This is a genomic window from Mesorhizobium kamtschaticum (assembly GCF_056174585.1).
In genome coordinates, this window is sequence record NZ_CM149691.1 from 2,921,587 (window position 1) to 2,937,894 (window position 16,308).

Consider the following 16,308-nt stretch of genomic DNA (forward strand, 5'->3'; position numbering starts at 1 on the left):
TTATCGTCTTCGCCATCCATGGCCCCCTGTTTGAACCCGCCGTCTCGACCTTCTACGTGAGTCACCTATTTGCGCAAAGCCGAAGGATTTTTCTCCCGGCTGCGCAAACGATCGGCCCGCAAGGGGAAGCCGCATAGCCCTGGCTACGCTTGCGCGGAAAACTGCACCTTCATCGTCGTTGGGTCGCCGCTGCTCTTGGCAAAGAACGGCAGCAATTGCGACAGCGGCAACTGATGGCTGACAAGCCGCGCCATCGTGCCATCATCGCGTTTGAGGATCTCGAGCGCCTGCGGGATGTTGCGGTTCAACGAATGCGAACCCGCCAGCCTGATCTGCCGGCGGAAGATTTCGAACGGGGCGACCGAGATCCTGGCATCGGGCGCGCAGACGCCGAAGACCAGTGCCGTGCCGCCATCGGCGGTGAAGCCGATCATGCCTTCGACCACCTTGGGGACGCCGGTGGCGTCGGCGACGAAATCGAAGCCCCGCGCCCGCGTCGACAGTGCCTGCGATCCGGACACCAACGGTTCCAGCCCGAGCGCCTCGGCGAAGGCCAGGCGCTGCTCGCTGATGTCGGCGACCGCCACGCTTGCCACGCCCTTGGCCCTGAGCGACAGCGCCAGAAGCAGGCCGATCGGCCCGGCGCCGAAGACCAGCGCATTGCCGGGTATGCTCCTGCCGGCCTCGACGCCTGCGGCACTGAGACCATTGAGGACACAGGCGAGCGGCTCGGCAAGGGCCGCCGTATCGAAGGCGAGATCGCCGATCCCATGCAGATGGTCGACGGCAACCATGCTGAATTCGGCGAAGCCGCCATTTTCGGTGACGCCGTAGGCCTTCAGGCTGGCGCACAGATTGGTCAGGCCCTTCCGGCAAGCGGCGCAGTGGCCGCACGGTATGTTGGGATCGACGGCAACCCTGTCGCCCGGCTTGACGGTAGTGACATCGTCGGCGACCGCCTCGACCGTGCCGGAATATTCGTGGCCGGGGACCAGGGGAAACGCACCTTCGCCGTAGCGGCCATGCAGCACCTCGATGTCGGTATGGCAAAGGCCGGCGGCGCGGACACGCACCAAAGCGTGTCCAGGCTTGACCTTTGGCAGCTCAAGATCCGCCATGCCGGCGACGCCTGCAGCGGTAAATCGGATGGCCTTCATTGCAGTCTCCCTTGTCTCGGCAGCGCGGGCTTGGAGCGCGTCAGCTCATCCAGTTGCCGCCATCGACATTATAGGTTTGCGCCAGGATGTAGTCGCTGTCGGACGAGGCGAGGAACACGGCAAGCCCGGCAATATCCTCAGGGTTCGCGAAGCGGCCGATCGGCACGGACTTGGCCACCGCCGCCTTCTTCTCGCCGGGCTTCAAGCCCTCCCAGCGGGCGAAGTGGGCGTCGACGACCTCCCAGTGTTCGCCGTCGACGACGCCGGGCGCGATGGCGTTGACGTTGATGCCATGCTTGACCAGCGCCAGCGCGGCCGACTGCGTCGCCGAGATGATCGCTGCCTTGGAGGCGCAATAAAGCGTCACCAGCGCCTCGCCGCGGCGGCCGGCCTGGCTTGCCATGTTGATGATCTTGCCGCCGCGACCGCGCTTGATCATCAGATTGGCCACCGCCTTCATCATGAACAGCGGCCCCTTGAGATTGATGGCGAAAACCTTGTCGTAGCTCGCTTCGGTGATGTCGGTGATCGGCGCCATGTCGAAGATGGCGGCGTTGTTGACCAGGATATCGATGCCGCCGGACGCGCGGTCGACCTCCGCCGCCACCTTCTCGATCGCATCGAGGTCGGTGACATCGAGCTTGACGGCGCTGGCCGCCGAGCCGATTGCGGCGGTGGCCCGCGTCGCGCGGTCGATATCGATATCGGCAATCACCACGCTGGCGCCTTCGCGCGCGAAAGCTTGCGCGAAGCCGAGGCCAATGCCGCGCGCGCCGCCGGTGATCAGCGCCGTCTTGCTCTTCAGTTTCATATCCGGTTCCAGCCTTTCCCGACTGTTCGAAACGATATTTGGTCGAAACGATATTTGGCGCCTGCCGGCCGATGCGTGGCGGCGTCTTCTCAGGCAATTCCTGTGGGAAAACCGTTACACGCTTTTCGCCGAATTGCTGCGAGGAACGCACGGACCTGCCGATTGCTCACGCAATTCCGGAGGGAAACCGCACCGCAGTTTTCCTGGAGTTGCCTCGGCGGATCCGTGCATCCTCCCGGCCCGCTGCAACGGGAGGTATGACAGGCCGGGATCGCCAGGAGGCGGCGCACGTTCCGCCCCCTGGTCTGGTCGTGTGGCTCGAGCCCGCCTATTTGACGTAGCCCGCTTCCGTCATCGTCTTCTCCACGGCGGTCTGGGCGCCGTTCAGCGCATCATCGACCGACAGCTGACCGGTCACCGCAGCGGCAATGGCCTGACCGACGTCGGTTCCAATGCCCTGGAATTCGGGGATGGCGACGAACTGGATGCCGGTATAGGGAACCGGATCCTTGGTCTGTTTGGTCGGGTCGGCGGATTCGATCGCGGCAAGGACCGTCGCGGCGAAGGGCGCCGCCTTCTGGTAGTCGGCGCTGGCATAGGTCGACTTGCGCGTTCCCGGAGGTGCCGCGACCCAGCCTTCGGTCTCGCCGACACGCTGGACATAGGCTTTCGAGGTCGCCCACTTGACGAAGGATTTTGCCACATCCGCCTTCTTGGTCGAGGTCGGGATGGCGAGGCTCCATGCCCAGCCCCAGGCCGAACCGTTCGGCGTGACCGCCACCGGCGCCTTGGCGAAGCCAACCTTGTCGGCGACCTTGCTTTGCTTCGGATCATAGACGCGACCCGCGGCGGACGTGGCGTCGATCCACATGGCGCAATGGCCGGAGGCGAACAAGGTCTGGTTCTCGTTGAAGCCGTTGGAGCTTATTCCCGGAGGTCCATCCTTCTTCATTGTGTCGACATACCAGCCGATCGCCTTCTTCCACGCATCCGAATTGAGCTGCGGCTTCCAGTCCATATCGAACCAGCGGCCGCCGAACGTGTTCACCAGCGTGCCGACGAAGGCCATGTTCTCGCCCCAGCCCGGCTTGCCGCGCAGGCACAGGCCGTATTGCTCCTTCGACTTGTCGGTGAGCTTGTCGGCGAATTCCGTGATCTGGTCATAGGTCGGCTGTTCCGGCATCTTCAGGCCGGCGGCGTCGAACAGATCCTTGCGGTAGAGTGTGAACGAGCTTTCGGCGTAGAAGGGCACGGCATAGAGCTTGCCGTCGACCGTCAGGCCGCTGCGTACCGGCGCGATCAGGTCGTCATAGTCATAATCGTCGCCGAGATCGTTGAGCGATGTCAGCCAGCCGCTCTTGCCCCAGATCGGCGTCTCATAGCCGCCGATCGTCATCACGTCGAACTGGCCGCCCTTGGTGGCGATGTCGGTGGTGACCCGCTCGCGCAGCACGTTTTCCTCGAGCACCACCCAGTTCACCTTGTTTCCTGTCGCCTTCTCCCATTCGGGCGACAGCTTCTGCATGATGATCATGTCGCCATTGTTGACTGTCGCAACCGTGATCTCCTCGGACAGGGCGGCATTTGCCGCCAGTGCCGAAACGGCGGCCGACAGGCCAAGAATTCCGATACGCTTACCGATAGGCATTTCGTCTCCTCCTTTACGAATGCGCATGTATAAGTGGACATGCGTATACATTTTATTGCGCTATGGGAAAGCCGAGTCAAGGCGGCCATGCTTGATTTCGGCGCCATACCGTCACCAAGCGAGTTGATATTCCTGGTTCGGCATGTTCAAGAAGGCCGCACGCGAAGCAAAATAAGTGTACATGCGTGCAGTTTCTGTTGACTTCGCGCTTGCCGCGATTTACCTCGGCTGCAGCCAAGCGCTATCGTGGGGCTGGTGCTACTGTGACGGCATCCGGGCCGGCTGGGGGAGAGAAGGAATTGCAGCAATGAGCCGCCGAAGGGAGATCGCCTCCGAAGCCGCGGGGCCGACGATTACCGCCGGCGAAATCCTGGTCGAGATCATGGCGACGGACCCCGGCCTGGGTTTCCTCGAACCGCTGACGCTGATCGGCCCATTCCCGAGCGGCGCGCCGGCCATCTTCATCGATCAGGTGGCGAGACTGGGCGGCGGCGCCGGGCTCATCGGCTGCGTCGGCCGCGACGATTTTGGAACGATCAACCTGGACAGGCTGAGACGCGACGGCGTCGATGTCTCGGCCGTGTCGGTCAGCGACCGCTATCCCACGGGAAGCGCGTTCGTGCGCTACAGGCCCGACGGCGGCAGGGACTTCGTCTACAACATCGCCGAATCCGCCGCCGGGCAAATCCGTCTCACCGACGCGGCGCGCGAACTGGCGGACAGGGCCGGCCATCTGCATGTCATGGGCTCGACCTTGTCGGTGGCCGGGCTGAAGGAGATCGTCGCCTATGCCTTGAAATCGGTGCGGGCCCGTGGCGGCTCGACCTCTTTCGATCCGAATATGCGCAAGGAGCTGATCGACGGCGCCGACGGCGCGCAATTTTCAGCGCTGGTCGACGATGCCGATCTGCTGTTGCCCTCCGGCGACGAGTTGCTTGCCGCCGCCGGGGTCGATGACGAATGCCAGGCGGTGAAGGCGTTGTTTGCCAGGGGCGTCGGCGAGATCGTGCTGAAGCGCGGGGCCGCCGGCTCGTCCTGGTTCGGCGCTGATGGCGCCAGGATCGATTGTGCCGGTTTCCGGGTCGAGGAAGTCGACCCGACCGGCGCCGGCGACTGTTTCGGCGCGACCTATCTCACCTGCCGGCGCAAGGGCATGGAGCCGGCCAAGGCGTTGTTTTATGCCAATGCCGCCGGCGCCCGCAACGTCACGCGGCGCGGGCCCATGGAAGGCACCGCCGGCTTCGATGTGCTGGACAACTTCATTGCTGGGACGCAGAGGGCGACATGAGGACCAACCCGCTCGCAGGCCTTGCAGTCGCGCGCAGAAACGGGTCGCCCTACGGCATCACCTCGATCTGCTCGGCCCATCCGCTGGTGATCCAGACGGCCATCCGGCGCGCCGTCAGGGACAAGGAAAGCAGCCTGCTGATCGAGGCGACCTGCAATCAGGTCAACCAGTTCGGCGGCTACACCGGGATGACCCCGGACCTGTTCATCGCTTTCGTGCTCGAGATCGCCGGCAAGGAGGGGCTCGACCCCCAACGCATCATCTTCGGCGGCGATCATCTGGGGCCGAACCCGTGGCGCACGGAGCCGGCAGCACAGGCGATGAGCAAGGCCGAAGCCATGGTCACCGCCTATGTCTGGGCCGGCTTCAGCAAGATCCATCTCGACGCATCGATGGGTTGTGCCGGCGAGCCGGCGGCCCTCGACGACGAGACCATCGCGACACGGGCCGCGCGGCTGGCCAAGGCGGCCGAAAAGGCGGCACGCGCCACCGGTGGCGCCTTGCCGGTCTACATTATCGGCACCGAGGTTCCAGCTCCCGGCGGCGTCGATCACACGATCAGCGACCTGAAGCCCACCGAGGCGGCGGCGGCGCGGCGCACGATCGAGGTTCATCGCGAGATCTTTGCCAGGGAAGGGCTGACGGAAGCGTTTGGCCGCGTCATCGCCGTGGTCGTGCAGCCGGGCGTCGAGTTCGGCAGCCAGAACGTCGTCGCCTACAGGCCGGAGGCATCGAAGCCGCTGACCGGACTGCTCGACGAGGAACCGTCCCTCGTCTACGAGGCGCATTCCACTGACTACCAGAGCCGCGCTGCGCTGACCGCCCTTGTCGGCAACGGCTTTCCGATCCTTAAAGTGGGTCCAGGGCTGACCTTCGCGCTGCGCGAGGCGTTCTACGGGCTCGACCTGATCGCCTCCGAAATGATCGCGGACTATGGCGACAGGTCGCTTGCCCACACGATGGAACGCGTGATGCTGGCCGCTCCCGGCCATTGGCACGGCCACTATCACGGCAATGAAGCCGATCGCTATCTGCAGCGGCACTACAGCTACAGCGACCGCATCCGCTATTATTGGAGCAATCCAACGGCCAGCGTTGCCGTCGGCCGCCTGCGTGAGGCGCTTGCCGGCGTTGCCATTCCCGAAACGCTGATGCGGCAATTCCTGCCGACGCTGCCGTCCGGGCTTGGACCGGCCGGCAATCCCGAGGCCATTTTTCACGCAGCGATCGGCCAGGTGCTGGCCGACTACGACGCAGCTTGCCGCACCGCCTGAACCCGTTGCACCGTCGCTGGAGAGGCGCATCCGCCTCGACTGTGCCGGAGCCGAGATGATCCTCGGGCCGGGGACCGCATCCACTGACGAGGCGCCTGCAGCTACATAGGCCTCCATCCGACCAGAAAGTCTAACGGCGCCGCACGGCCGTCGAAGAACGGTTCGCATTCAGCGTCAAAAAGACGAAGCGGGATTGCGCCGCAAATGCTCTTGTTGTACGAACGTTCAACAAGAGCATTTGCGGGTACCTGCCGTGGTACGAACCGAGTTTCCCTTTGCCGTCGAAACCGTCGATCCGCTGTGGATCACGCTGGCCGACGGCACTCGTATTGCAGCGACGTTGTGGCGTCCGCGCAGCGAGGGCAAGGTGCCCGTCGTCGTCGAGATGGTGCCTTATCGCCGGCGTGACGGCACCGTGGCGCGCGACATCGACATCCATCCCTGGCTTGCCGGCCACGGCATCGCCTGTGCCCGCATCGATATCAGGGGCTCAGGCGATTCCGACGGCGACCTGGCCGACGAATATCTGCCGCGCGAACAGGAAGATGCCTGCGAGATCATCGCGCATCTGGCGGCCCAGCCCTGGTGCAACGGCAATGTCGGCATGACCGGCATTTCATGGGGCGGCTTCAACGCGCTGCAGGTCGCGGCGCGCCGGCCGCCGGCCCTGAAGGCGATCATCGCCAATTGCGCCACCGACGACCGTTACGCCGACGACATCCACTATATGGGCGGCGCGCTGCTGACCGAGCAGGAGATGTGGTCGAACTTCATGCTGGTGAAGAAGGCGATGCCGCCCGACCCGCAGATCGTCGGCGACGCCTGGCGCGCCATGTGGATGAGCCGGCTTGCCGCAACAAGTTCACTCTCGGAAGTGTGGCTCGCGCATCAGCGCCGCGACGATTACTGGCGGCAGGGCTCCGTTTGCGAGGATCATGCCGCGATCGAATGCGCCGTCATGGCCGTCTGCGGCTGGGAGGACAGTTACTCGAATTTTGTCCCCCGCCTGCTTGAGCATCTGCCGGGTCCAAAACTCGGCATTGTCGGGCCTTGGTCGCATGCCTATCCCTGCCGCGGCGCGCCGGGACCGCTGATCGGCTATCTGCAGGAGGCGCTGCGCTGGTGGCGCCATTGGTTGTGTGGCGAAGACACCGGCATCATGGACGAGCCGCTTTATCGCGTCTGGGTCATCGGCGAAGAACGGCCGCAGCCCTTCTATCTGCCTGACCATGCTGGAAGCTGGGCCGCCGAGGATCAGTGGCCGTCGCCGCGCATCGAGCGTCGCACGCTGCATCTGAACGCTGCCGGACTGAGCAGCAAGCCTGCGCCGGGAGCGACGCTTTCAGTCCGTTCGCCGGCCACCGCCGGGCGCGATGCGGCCGCTGGGGCGGCTATGGCGGCTCCTGTCCGGACATGCCCATCGACCAGCGCCGCGAAGACGGCATGGCGCTGTGCTTCGACACTACTCCGCTCGACGATGACCTGACCCTGCTCGGCGCGCCCGAGCTGGATCTGCTCGTCACCGTCGACCAGCCGCATGTCAATCTCTCGGCTCGGCTCTGCGATGTCTATCCCGATGGCACTTCGGCGCTGATGACCTATGGCGTGCTCAATCTCAGCCATCGCGACAGCCATGAGCATCCGACACCGTGTCCGGTTGGGACGCCCTTCCGTGTCAAGCTGAAGCTCAACGATTTCGCCCGCACCATACCCAAAGGCCATCGCATCCGTCTGGCGCTGGCCAACCAGCACTGGCCGATCCTGTGGCCGCAGCCGAAGCTGTCGACGCTCTCGGTCGCAACCGGCGACAGCACAGTGATGCTGCCGGTGCGGCCGCCATCGCCTCGGGATCGCGACGTCCGCTTCGAGCCGGCCGAAACCGCGCCGCCGGTTCCCACGACGACACTGGACGAAGGCTTCGATCGCCGCATTGTCACCGAAGATGTCGTGTCGGGCGTGCAGACCATCGCACTGACCTCGAACCATGGGCGCCGACGCTATGACGATCGCGGCATCACCGTCTCCTCGGCCAACAGCGACACGATGAGCATCCGCGCCGATGATCCGCAGTCGGCCAAGCTTGTCACCGAATATCGCTGGGCGATCGCCAGCGGCGAGGCCGACACCGAAGCGATCGCCGTGACCGAGCTGACATCCGATGAAACCCATTTCAACCTGAGTTGGCGGCTTGAGGCGCGAGAACGGGGCACGCTCGTCCACAGCGCATCGGCAACGCGGCGCATCAGGCGCGATTTCGCCTGAGGAAAGGAGGGAGACCATGCTCGCATATGCAGTGAAGCGCATCGGTCTCGGCCTCCTGATCCTCGTCCTCGTCATGATTGCCATGTACGCGGCCGTCTTCCTGGTTCCCGGTGATCCGGCAACCGTGGCGCTTGGTCCGCGCGCCACGCCGGAACTGAAGCGGTTGCTGATCGAGCGCATGGGGCTCGACCAGCCTGTCTGGTGGCAGATCATAGAATTCTTCCGCAACGCGCTGACCGGCAATCTCGGCTACGACGTCTGGTCGAACCGGCCCGTCTCCACCCTGGTGCTGGAAGCGCTGCCGAACACGCTGATCCTAGGCTTGACGGCGCTTACCGTCGCGCTCCTGATCGGCGTGCCGCTCGGCTGCCTGTCGGTGATGCGGCGCGGCACGGCGGCCGATGCCGTCATCGGCGTGCTCTCCGTTGGCGTCATTGCCGTGCCGTCCTTCGTCGTCGCCATCTATTCGCTGCTGCTGTTTGCCGTCACGCTGCGCTGGCTGCCGGCCATCGGCGCCGGCGAGGCGGGGACTTCGTCAGCCAGGCCAAGGCGCTGGTCATGCCGGCGGCGGCGATCGCGCTCGGCTGGATCGGCTACATCGCCCGCATGGTGCGTGCCTCGATGATGGAGGTGATGGGCGAACCGCACATCCGCACCGCGCGCTCGTTTGGTTTGCCCGAGTGGAAGATCGTCTCCAAATATGCGCTGCGCATCGCCATCATCCCGACCATCTCGCTGGTCGCCGTCGGCCTTGGCAGCATCCTGTCCAGCGCCGTCTTCGTCGAGGCGGTGTTTGCCCGGCCCGGCATCGGCAAATTGATCACCGACGCCGTCAACACCCGCAACTATCCCGTCGTCATGGGCACGGTGCTGATCATGACCGCCATCTATGTCTCCATCACCATTGCCGCCGATCTTTTGATCGCGCGGCTCGATCCGAGGGTGCGCGATGTCTTCCGTGGCTGATGCCTCGCTGTCCATTCCGGACCGACAACGGTTTCCGCTGCTGCGCGCGCTGCTTGCCGATCCGTTCACCTGCGTGGCGCTGATCCTGGTCACCGGCTTCCTCGTCACGGCCATTTTCGCGCCATGGCTGGCGCCCTATTCGCCGGTCAAGATCGACGTGCTGCACAAGCTGCAGCCGCCATCGGTCGAACATTGGTTCGGCACCGATCATCTCGGTCGTGATCTCCTGTCGCGCGTCATCTATGGCGCGCGCACCGCGCTGACGATCGCCATGGTCTCGGTGGCCATCGCCGGCGCCATTGGCCTGATGCTTGGGCTGATCGCCGGCTATGGCCCGCGGTGGCTCGATGCCATCCTGGTGCTCACGTTCGACAGCCTGAACTCGCTGCCGATGATCATGTTCGCGCTCGCCATCATCACCCTGCTCGGCGCCGGCACCGGCACGCTGATCATCGTCATCGCCGCGACCTCATTCCCGAGCTATGCCCGGCTGATCCGGGCGCAGACGCTGGCGCTGAAGAACAGCGACTACATCCTCGCCGAACGCCTGATCGATGCCAGTGCGGCGCGCATCATTTTCATCCACCTGCTGCCCAATGTCGTCGGCCCGCTGATCATCCTTCTGTCGATGGATATTCCGGTCGTCATCATGGTCGAGGCGGGCCTGAGTTTCCTCGGCCTGGGTGTGCGGCCGCCGACGCCGTCCTGGGGCTCGATCCTCTATGACGGCTACACTTCGATCCGCGCCGCACCCTTCATGGTCATCTTCGGCGGGCTGCCGCTGGTGCTGGCGACGCTCGGCTTCACCTTCCTCGGCGAGGGCCTGCGCGACTATCTCGATCCGCGCCTGCAGTTGCGGAGGCCGGCATGACCGGCTCGCTCGCCGCCAGTGATCTCAGCGTGCGCTACGAGACGCCGCATGGCAGCGTGCACGCTCTTCGCCATGCCGACATCGAGGCGCATCCCGGCGAGGTCATCGGCATTGTCGGCGAGAGCGGCTGCGGCAAGTCCACGCTGGTCACCGCTTTGGCCAATCTATTGCCGGCCAATGCCCGTATCGACGGGTCGATCCGCTACAACGGCGTCGACCTGGCCAAGCTCGACGCGCACCATCAGCGCCTGTTGCGCGGCGACGAGATCGCGCTGGTCAGCCAGGATCCGATGACGGCGTTCAACCCGGTGCTGACCCTCGGCGACCAGCTCGTCGACTTCCAGCACCACCGCAAGGACCTTGGCCGGGCGCAGAAGCGGGCGCGCATCGCCGCCATGCTTGGTCGCGTCGGCATTGCGGACGCCGAACGGCGCATGCAGAGCTATCCGCATGAACTGTCCGGCGGCATGCGCCAGCGCGTCGCCATCGCCGCCGCTCTGTTGACCGATCCCGGCCTGCTCATCGCCGACGAACCGACGACGGCGCTCGACGTCACCATGGAGGCGCAGATCATCCATCTGCTGCGCGAACTCCGCCGCGAGTACAACGGCATCATCATCGTCGTCTCGCACCATCTCGGCGTTATCGCCGAACTCTGCGACCGGGTCTATGTCATGTATGCCGGCGAGGTGGTCGAGGGCGGCGAGGTCGACGCGATCTTCCACGACGCCCAGCATCCCTACACGCAAGCGCTGCTCGCCTGCGATCCTGCCCGTTTCCACGAACGGTTGGACAGGCTGCCGACCATTCCCGGCTCGCTGCCCAACCTGACCCAGCCGCCATCGGGATGCGTCTACGCACCGCGCTGCGACCGCGCCTTCGCGCCATGCGGTTCGATCGCGCCGCCGCTGGTGAAACTCGGCGCTGCCCGTGTCGCGCGCTGCCATGCGGTGACGCCATGAGCCCGCTGCTCGCCGTCGAAGATCTTTCTGTGAGCTTCGTTCGCGGTGGCTTGCTCAACCGGCTGATCAATCCGTTCCCGCTGCCCGGCTTCAACGTCATCGACGGCGTGACGCTGTCGCTGATGCCCGGCGAAACGCTTGGGATGGTCGGCGAATCCGGTTCCGGCAAGACGACGCTGGCCCGCACCATCCTCGGCCTCATACGAGCGGCCGCCGGCCGCATCGTCTTCGAGGGCAGGGACGTGGCGACACCGGCCGACTTCCGCGCCATGCGCCGGCGCTCGGCGATGATGTTCCAGGACCCTGTCGCCTCGCTCAGCCCGCGCCTGCGCATCGGCACGCTGCTGACCGAACCGCAGATCATCCAGGGTATCCCGATGCCGGATCGCCGCGCCGCGGCCAAGGCACTCCTGGCGCTGGTCGGGTTGCCGGCTTCCTTCGTCGACCGCTTTCCGCACGAGCTATCGGGCGGTCAGGCGCGCCGCGTCGGCGTCGCCCGCGCGCTGGCGATGAAGCCGCACCTGCTGCTTGCCGACGAGCCGACCGCGGGGCTCGATGTCTCGGTGCAGGGCGACGTGCTCAACCTGATCGGCGAGCTCAAGCGCGAACTCGGTTTCGCCGCGATGATCGTCACCCACAACCTCGCCATGATCCGCCATGTCAGCGACCGGCTGGCCATCATGTATCTCGGCCGGCTGGTCGAGACGGGCCCGACGCAGGATGTGTTCTCCGCGCCGATGCATCCTTACACCGCGACGCTGATCCAGTCCGAGCCGATCCCCGACCCGCGCCGGCGCAGCCAGACCCCTGCCGTCACCGGCGAGATTCCGAGCGTGTTCCGGCGACCCTCGGGCTGCGAGTTCCACACGCGCTGCCCGATCGCGCGTGAGCGCTGCAAGACCGAGGCGCCGGCCTATCGGCCGATGGGCGCCGATCGGATGGTGCGCTGCCATTTCCCGCTGGTTTCAGGTGGGCAAGAACGGGAAGCCTTTTCACGCGCTTCCGCAAACCAAAGGGGAAACTGACATGACACAATGGACCATGGACAGACGTGCATTCCTGAAGGCGGCCGGCGTGCTCGGCGCCGGCCTGGCGATGAAGCCAGGCTTTGCCTGGTCGGCCACCGGCGACACGCTGCGCATCCGCATGGAGGGCGATCTGCAATGCCTCGATCCTGCCTTCATGAATGGCGGCATCGAGGATGTCATGATGCGCGGCATCTATGTCTCGCTGAACCATTTCGGCGACATCCGGAAGGGCTCGCCCTGGTCGTTGTGGGGCGCGGAAAAGCTTGAACAGAAAGACCCCAAGACCATCGCCTTCACCCTGATCGACGGGCTGAAATGGTCCGGTGGTTTCGGCGCGGTCACCGCTGACGATGTGAAATTCTCGTTTGAACGCATTGCCGACAAGGCGCTGGCATCGCCCTGGGCCTACCAGTTCGAAAAACTCGATCGCGTCGAGGTCGTCGATGCCCGCAACGGCATCATCCATCTGAAGGAAGCTTATCAGCCGATCTTCGTCACCAGCCTGCCTTACTATGGCGGCCACATCATCAGCCGCGCCGGCACCGAGAAGGCGGGCGGTAAGTTCACCACGCAGCCGCCGGCAACCTGCGGACCCTATCTCTTCTCCGACTGGCAGCAGAAGCAGAAGGTGACGCTGACCGCCAACCCGGACTGGCCGGGTCCGAAGCCGGACTTTTCGAAGGTCGAAATCTATGTCGTGTCGGACGACCAGGCTGCCCAACTCGCCTACGAGGCCGATGCCTTCGACTACACCAAGATCGCCATTTCGGCGACCAAGGCGGTCAAGGCGAGCCCACCCGCCGATACGACGCTGATCGAGGCGCAATCGACCCGCTATGTCTGGCTGACCATCAACATGCTGAGCCCACGGCTCAAGGATCTGAAGGTCCGCCAGGCGGTGCAGTATGGCATCGATGTCGGGCAGGTCCTCACCGGCGTCTATGACGACCTGACCAAGCGCTCCACCGGCGTCGTCCAGCCCGGCACCAAATTCGCGCGCGCCGGCAATCTGATCGCAGCAGTCGACTATGAGAAGTCCGCCGCGCTGCTCAAAGAGGCCGGCGTCAGCGATCTGTCGCTGACCCTGACGGTGATGAACGATTCCATCCGCACGGCGACCGCGCAGATCATCCAGGCCAGCCTCGAACAGGCCGGCATCAAGGTCGAGATCCAGCCTTATGACGAGGCCGCCTTCTGGGGCGTCGGCGACAAGACGCAGGGCGATGGCTACAAGAACATCGATCTGGCGCTGATGGACTTCGCCGGCGGCATCGATCCGTCGGAAAACCTGGTCTGGTTCCGCCCCGACCAGATCGGCGCCTACAACTGGTCCGGCTTCGACAGCGCGGAGTTCGAGACCAGCTACCAGCAGCTGGTGGCGGAAAGCGACGAGGCCAAGCGCATCGCTCTGTCGAACCGCATGGAGGATCTGATGGAGCAGTCCGGCGGTTTCGTCTTCATCTGCCACCAGCCGCTGGTCGCCATCCACAAGACCGCTTTCGACCCGGTTATTTATCCGGACGGCCACCCCAATCCCGTCCTGTTCAAGAAGAAGGCCTGAACGCGCCTTCATGGACAGGAAGGGCATAATCGATTAGCTGGGGTCCATGACGGAAGCCCAACCAGATGGTGCAAAAAGGAAGCGCGGCGCGAAGAAGGCTCCGCCGCGCTTCAGCCGCGAACAGGCGGATGTACGCCGCTCCATGCTGATCGAGGCGGCGACACGCTGCCTGTCCGTTGGCGGCATCGGCGCCTTCACCATCGATCGCATCTGCAAGGAGGCCGGCGTCTCGCGCGGCCTCATCAACCACCATTTCGAAAGCCTCGATGGGTTGCTGGTCGAGGTCTACAAATCTTCGCTCTACGCCAGCGTCAACAACCAGATCGCCGAGGCCAAGCGCCGCCGCGCCGAAACATCGGACTGGTCGCCGCAGGCGGCACTTGCCGCCCTGGTGCACTCCAACTTTTCACCCGAATATTTCAGCCGCGAGAACCTGCTGATCTGGCTGTCGCTGTGGGGCGAGATCGCCGTCAACCCACGTCTCAAGGCGGCGCACCGCGAACTCTACGATGCCTATCGGGCGGAGCTTGCCGAGGACATCGCCGCGGTTGCCGTACCGCGCGGCAGGCAAGTCGATGCGCCGGCGCTGGCGCGCAATTTCATCGCGCTGGTCGACGGGCTGTGGCTCGAATGGTGCCTCGACGAAAGCGTGGTGACGCCACAGGCGGCGGAGGCGGCGGGGTTCGAGATGCTTGAAGGGCAGGTGGGGCCGCTGCGGGGCGGATAAGAATTTCAGGTCGGCGCTGTACCCCCCTCTGTCCTGCCGGACATCTCCCCCTCAAGGGGGGAGATCGGATGTCACTTCGGCCTTCGCCAATCATCAGCGTTGAAAGAAGAGCCCTCCGATGAAGCGGCCAATCTCCCCCCTTGAGGGGGAGATGTCCGGCAGGACAGAGGGGGGTGCTTGGCGCTAACCTCAAATGAGCTCGCCCTCAATTCAGCGGCGAACCACCCTCGCGCTTGCGCCGCTCCATATAGTCGCGCAGCGCTTCGTCGATGCCGGGATCGATCGGCGGCTGTTCGTATTCGGCGACCATGCGCTTCCAGACGACATTGGCGCGCTCGCGCGCGGTGATCTGGCCGCGCTCCATCCAGGTGTCGTAATTGTCCCAGTTGGACACCATCGGCGAATAGAAGGCGCGCTCGTAGCGCTGCATGGTGTGTGCCGCGCCGAAGAAATGCCCGGCCGGGCCGACCTCGCGCACCGCCTCCAGCGCCAGCGTGTCGATGTCGACCACGGGCGGGTCGAAATAGGCCGACATCATCTGCAGCATCTCGGCATCGATGACCAGTTTTTCGAATGATGCGGTCAGCCCGCCGCCGAGCCAGCCGGCCGCGTGCAGAACCAGGTTGGCGCCGCCCATCAGGCAGCCCCACAGCGACATGGCGCTCTCATAGGCGGCCTGTGCATCGACCGAATTGGCGGCGGTGACATTGCTGGAGCGGAACGGCACGCCGATCAGCCGGCAGAGCTGCCCGGTGATCTGCGCGGCCTGCGTGTATTCGGGCGTGCCAAAGGCCGGCGCGCCGGTCTTCATGTCGACGTTCGACGTGAAGCCGCCATACATCACCGGCACGCCGGGGCGCACGATCTGGGTCAGCACGATGCCGGCCAGCGCCTCGGCATGCTGCTGCGACAGTGCACCGGCAAGCGTCACCGGGCTCATCGCGCCGGCCAGCGTGAACGGCGTGATGACATTGACCTGTCCATGCTCGGCCAATGTGATCAACCCTTCGGCCATCGGTTCGTCGAGCTGCAGCGGCGAGTTGGTGTTGATGATGCCGGTGAAGACAGGCATCTCCTGCGCCAGCTTCTCGCGCGTCGTGCCGAGCGATATCGCCACCATCTCCAGCGCGTCGGTGGCGCGACCGCGGCCGAGCGTCTGTGGCTGCCAGTTCTTGTCGAGCAAGGTGATCTCGGCATAGTAGAGGTCGAGATGGCGCGTGTTCTGGTGCAGGTCGAGCGGCTCGAACGGACCGCCGCCTTCCTGGTGCAGCACGTTGAACGACTGGATCAGCTTCAAATAATCGCACATCTCGGCATAGGTGCCGGGCCGGCGGCCGCGATCATTGTCCATGACATAGGCCGGCCCGCCGACTGACGACAGGATGCAGTGCCGTCCGCCAACCTTGACGTTCTTCTCCGGATTGCGAGCGCGCAGCTCGAACGATGACGGCGCCATGGCGACGCGCTCCATGACCATGGCGCGGTCGAAGCGCACCTGCATCTCGCCTTCGTCGACGTCGCAGCCGGCGGCGCGATAGAACTGCCGCGCCTGCGGCTGCAGCACGCGCATGCCGATCTCCTCAAGGATGGTCAGGCCCATTTCGTGGATCGTTTGCACCTGATCAGCCGACAGGATTTCGATCGGCGCGTAGGGGCGTGTCAGCTGCTTCCACGGCCGCTGCTCGATGCCGCCGATCTCGCGCTGCGGGCGGCCGGGTCTGCGACGTGCCGTGATGCGCTCCATAACCTTCTC

The 16,308-nt window shown here is 64.8% G+C and carries 14 protein-coding genes and 1 pseudogene; 11 read left to right on the forward strand and 4 right to left on the reverse strand.

From position 1 onward, the window contains the following. Window positions 1-143: 143 nt before the first annotated feature. The 3 genes from AC0V7N_RS14310 to AC0V7N_RS14320 form a co-directional block, all read right to left on the reverse strand. Window positions 144-1,157 carry a zinc-dependent alcohol dehydrogenase family protein gene (locus AC0V7N_RS14310; RefSeq protein ID WP_475458485.1) on the reverse strand — a complete coding sequence of 338 codons (1,014 nt, stop codon included), beginning with the start codon at window positions 1,155-1,157 and terminating at the stop codon, window positions 144-146. A 40-nt stretch (window positions 1,158-1,197) separates the two neighbouring features. After that, window positions 1,198-1,968: an L-iditol 2-dehydrogenase gene (locus AC0V7N_RS14315; RefSeq protein WP_475458487.1), complete on the reverse strand. Its 771-nt coding sequence runs from the start codon at window positions 1,966-1,968 to the stop codon at window positions 1,198-1,200. A gap of 328 nt (window positions 1,969-2,296) precedes the next feature. Beyond that, window positions 2,297-3,616: an ABC transporter substrate-binding protein gene (locus AC0V7N_RS14320; protein WP_475458489.1), complete on the reverse strand. Its 1,320-nt coding sequence runs from the start codon at window positions 3,614-3,616 to the stop codon at window positions 2,297-2,299. A 307-nt stretch (window positions 3,617-3,923) separates the two neighbouring features. On the opposite strand from AC0V7N_RS14320, the gene AC0V7N_RS14325 reads away from it, so the two are divergent. The 11 genes and pseudogenes from AC0V7N_RS14325 (at window position 3,924) to AC0V7N_RS14375 (ending at window position 14,555) form a co-directional block, all read left to right on the forward strand. Continuing rightward, window positions 3,924-4,904 carry a tagatose kinase gene (locus AC0V7N_RS14325; RefSeq protein ID WP_496627906.1) on the forward strand — a complete coding sequence of 327 codons (981 nt, stop codon included), beginning with the start codon at window positions 3,924-3,926 and terminating at the stop codon, window positions 4,902-4,904. Next, the gene (locus tag AC0V7N_RS14330) at window positions 4,901-6,178 is read left to right on the forward strand and encodes a D-tagatose-bisphosphate aldolase, class II, non-catalytic subunit (RefSeq protein WP_475458495.1); all 1,278 of its coding nucleotides are present in this window, start codon (window positions 4,901-4,903) and stop codon (window positions 6,176-6,178) included. The genes AC0V7N_RS14325 and AC0V7N_RS14330 overlap by 4 nt, the downstream gene beginning before the upstream one ends. Before the next feature lie 367 nt (window positions 6,179-6,545). Further along, window positions 6,546-7,493: pseudogene (locus AC0V7N_RS14335) on the forward strand (CocE/NonD family hydrolase); the annotation flags it as partial. Further along, window positions 7,436-8,440, forward strand: coding sequence for a CocE/NonD family hydrolase C-terminal non-catalytic domain-containing protein (locus AC0V7N_RS14340; RefSeq protein WP_496627907.1), 1,005 nt, complete (start codon window positions 7,436-7,438; stop codon window positions 8,438-8,440). The pseudogene AC0V7N_RS14335 and the gene AC0V7N_RS14340, both read left to right, overlap by 58 nt. A 16-nt stretch (window positions 8,441-8,456) precedes the next feature. Next, window positions 8,457-9,065 carry an ABC transporter permease gene (locus AC0V7N_RS14345; protein ID WP_496627908.1) on the forward strand — a complete coding sequence of 203 codons (609 nt, stop codon included), beginning with the start codon at window positions 8,457-8,459 and terminating at the stop codon, window positions 9,063-9,065. Beyond that, a complete protein-coding gene (locus AC0V7N_RS14350; protein ID WP_496627909.1) occupies window positions 8,999-9,406 on the forward strand; it encodes an ABC transporter permease subunit in 408 nt (135 codons plus the stop codon). The genes AC0V7N_RS14345 and AC0V7N_RS14350 overlap by 67 nt, the downstream gene beginning before the upstream one ends. Beyond that, complete coding sequence (locus AC0V7N_RS14355; RefSeq protein ID WP_496627910.1) at window positions 9,390-10,277, forward strand: ABC transporter permease subunit; 888 nt, start codon at window positions 9,390-9,392, stop codon at window positions 10,275-10,277. The genes AC0V7N_RS14350 and AC0V7N_RS14355 overlap by 17 nt, the downstream gene beginning before the upstream one ends. Further along, complete coding sequence (locus AC0V7N_RS14360) at window positions 10,274-11,239, forward strand: ABC transporter ATP-binding protein (protein WP_475458503.1); 966 nt, start codon at window positions 10,274-10,276, stop codon at window positions 11,237-11,239. Before AC0V7N_RS14355 ends, AC0V7N_RS14360 begins: the two co-directional genes overlap by 4 nt. Next, window positions 11,236-12,264, forward strand: coding sequence for an oligopeptide/dipeptide ABC transporter ATP-binding protein (locus AC0V7N_RS14365; protein WP_475458505.1), 1,029 nt, complete (start codon window positions 11,236-11,238; stop codon window positions 12,262-12,264). Before AC0V7N_RS14360 ends, AC0V7N_RS14365 begins: the two co-directional genes overlap by 4 nt. Before the next feature lies 1 nt (window position 12,265). Further along, complete coding sequence (locus tag AC0V7N_RS14370; protein ID WP_475458507.1) at window positions 12,266-13,828, forward strand: ABC transporter substrate-binding protein; 1,563 nt, start codon at window positions 12,266-12,268, stop codon at window positions 13,826-13,828. Window positions 13,829-13,874: 46 nt separating this feature from the next. Then, a complete protein-coding gene (locus tag AC0V7N_RS14375; RefSeq protein ID WP_475458510.1) occupies window positions 13,875-14,555 on the forward strand; it encodes a TetR/AcrR family transcriptional regulator in 681 nt (226 codons plus the stop codon). 205 nt (window positions 14,556-14,760) lie between these two features. On the opposite strand, the gene AC0V7N_RS14380 is transcribed toward AC0V7N_RS14375, so the two are convergent. Then, window positions 14,761-16,299: a trimethylamine methyltransferase family protein gene (locus AC0V7N_RS14380; protein ID WP_496627911.1), complete on the reverse strand. Its 1,539-nt coding sequence runs from the start codon at window positions 16,297-16,299 to the stop codon at window positions 14,761-14,763. Window positions 16,300-16,308 lie beyond the last annotated feature (9 nt).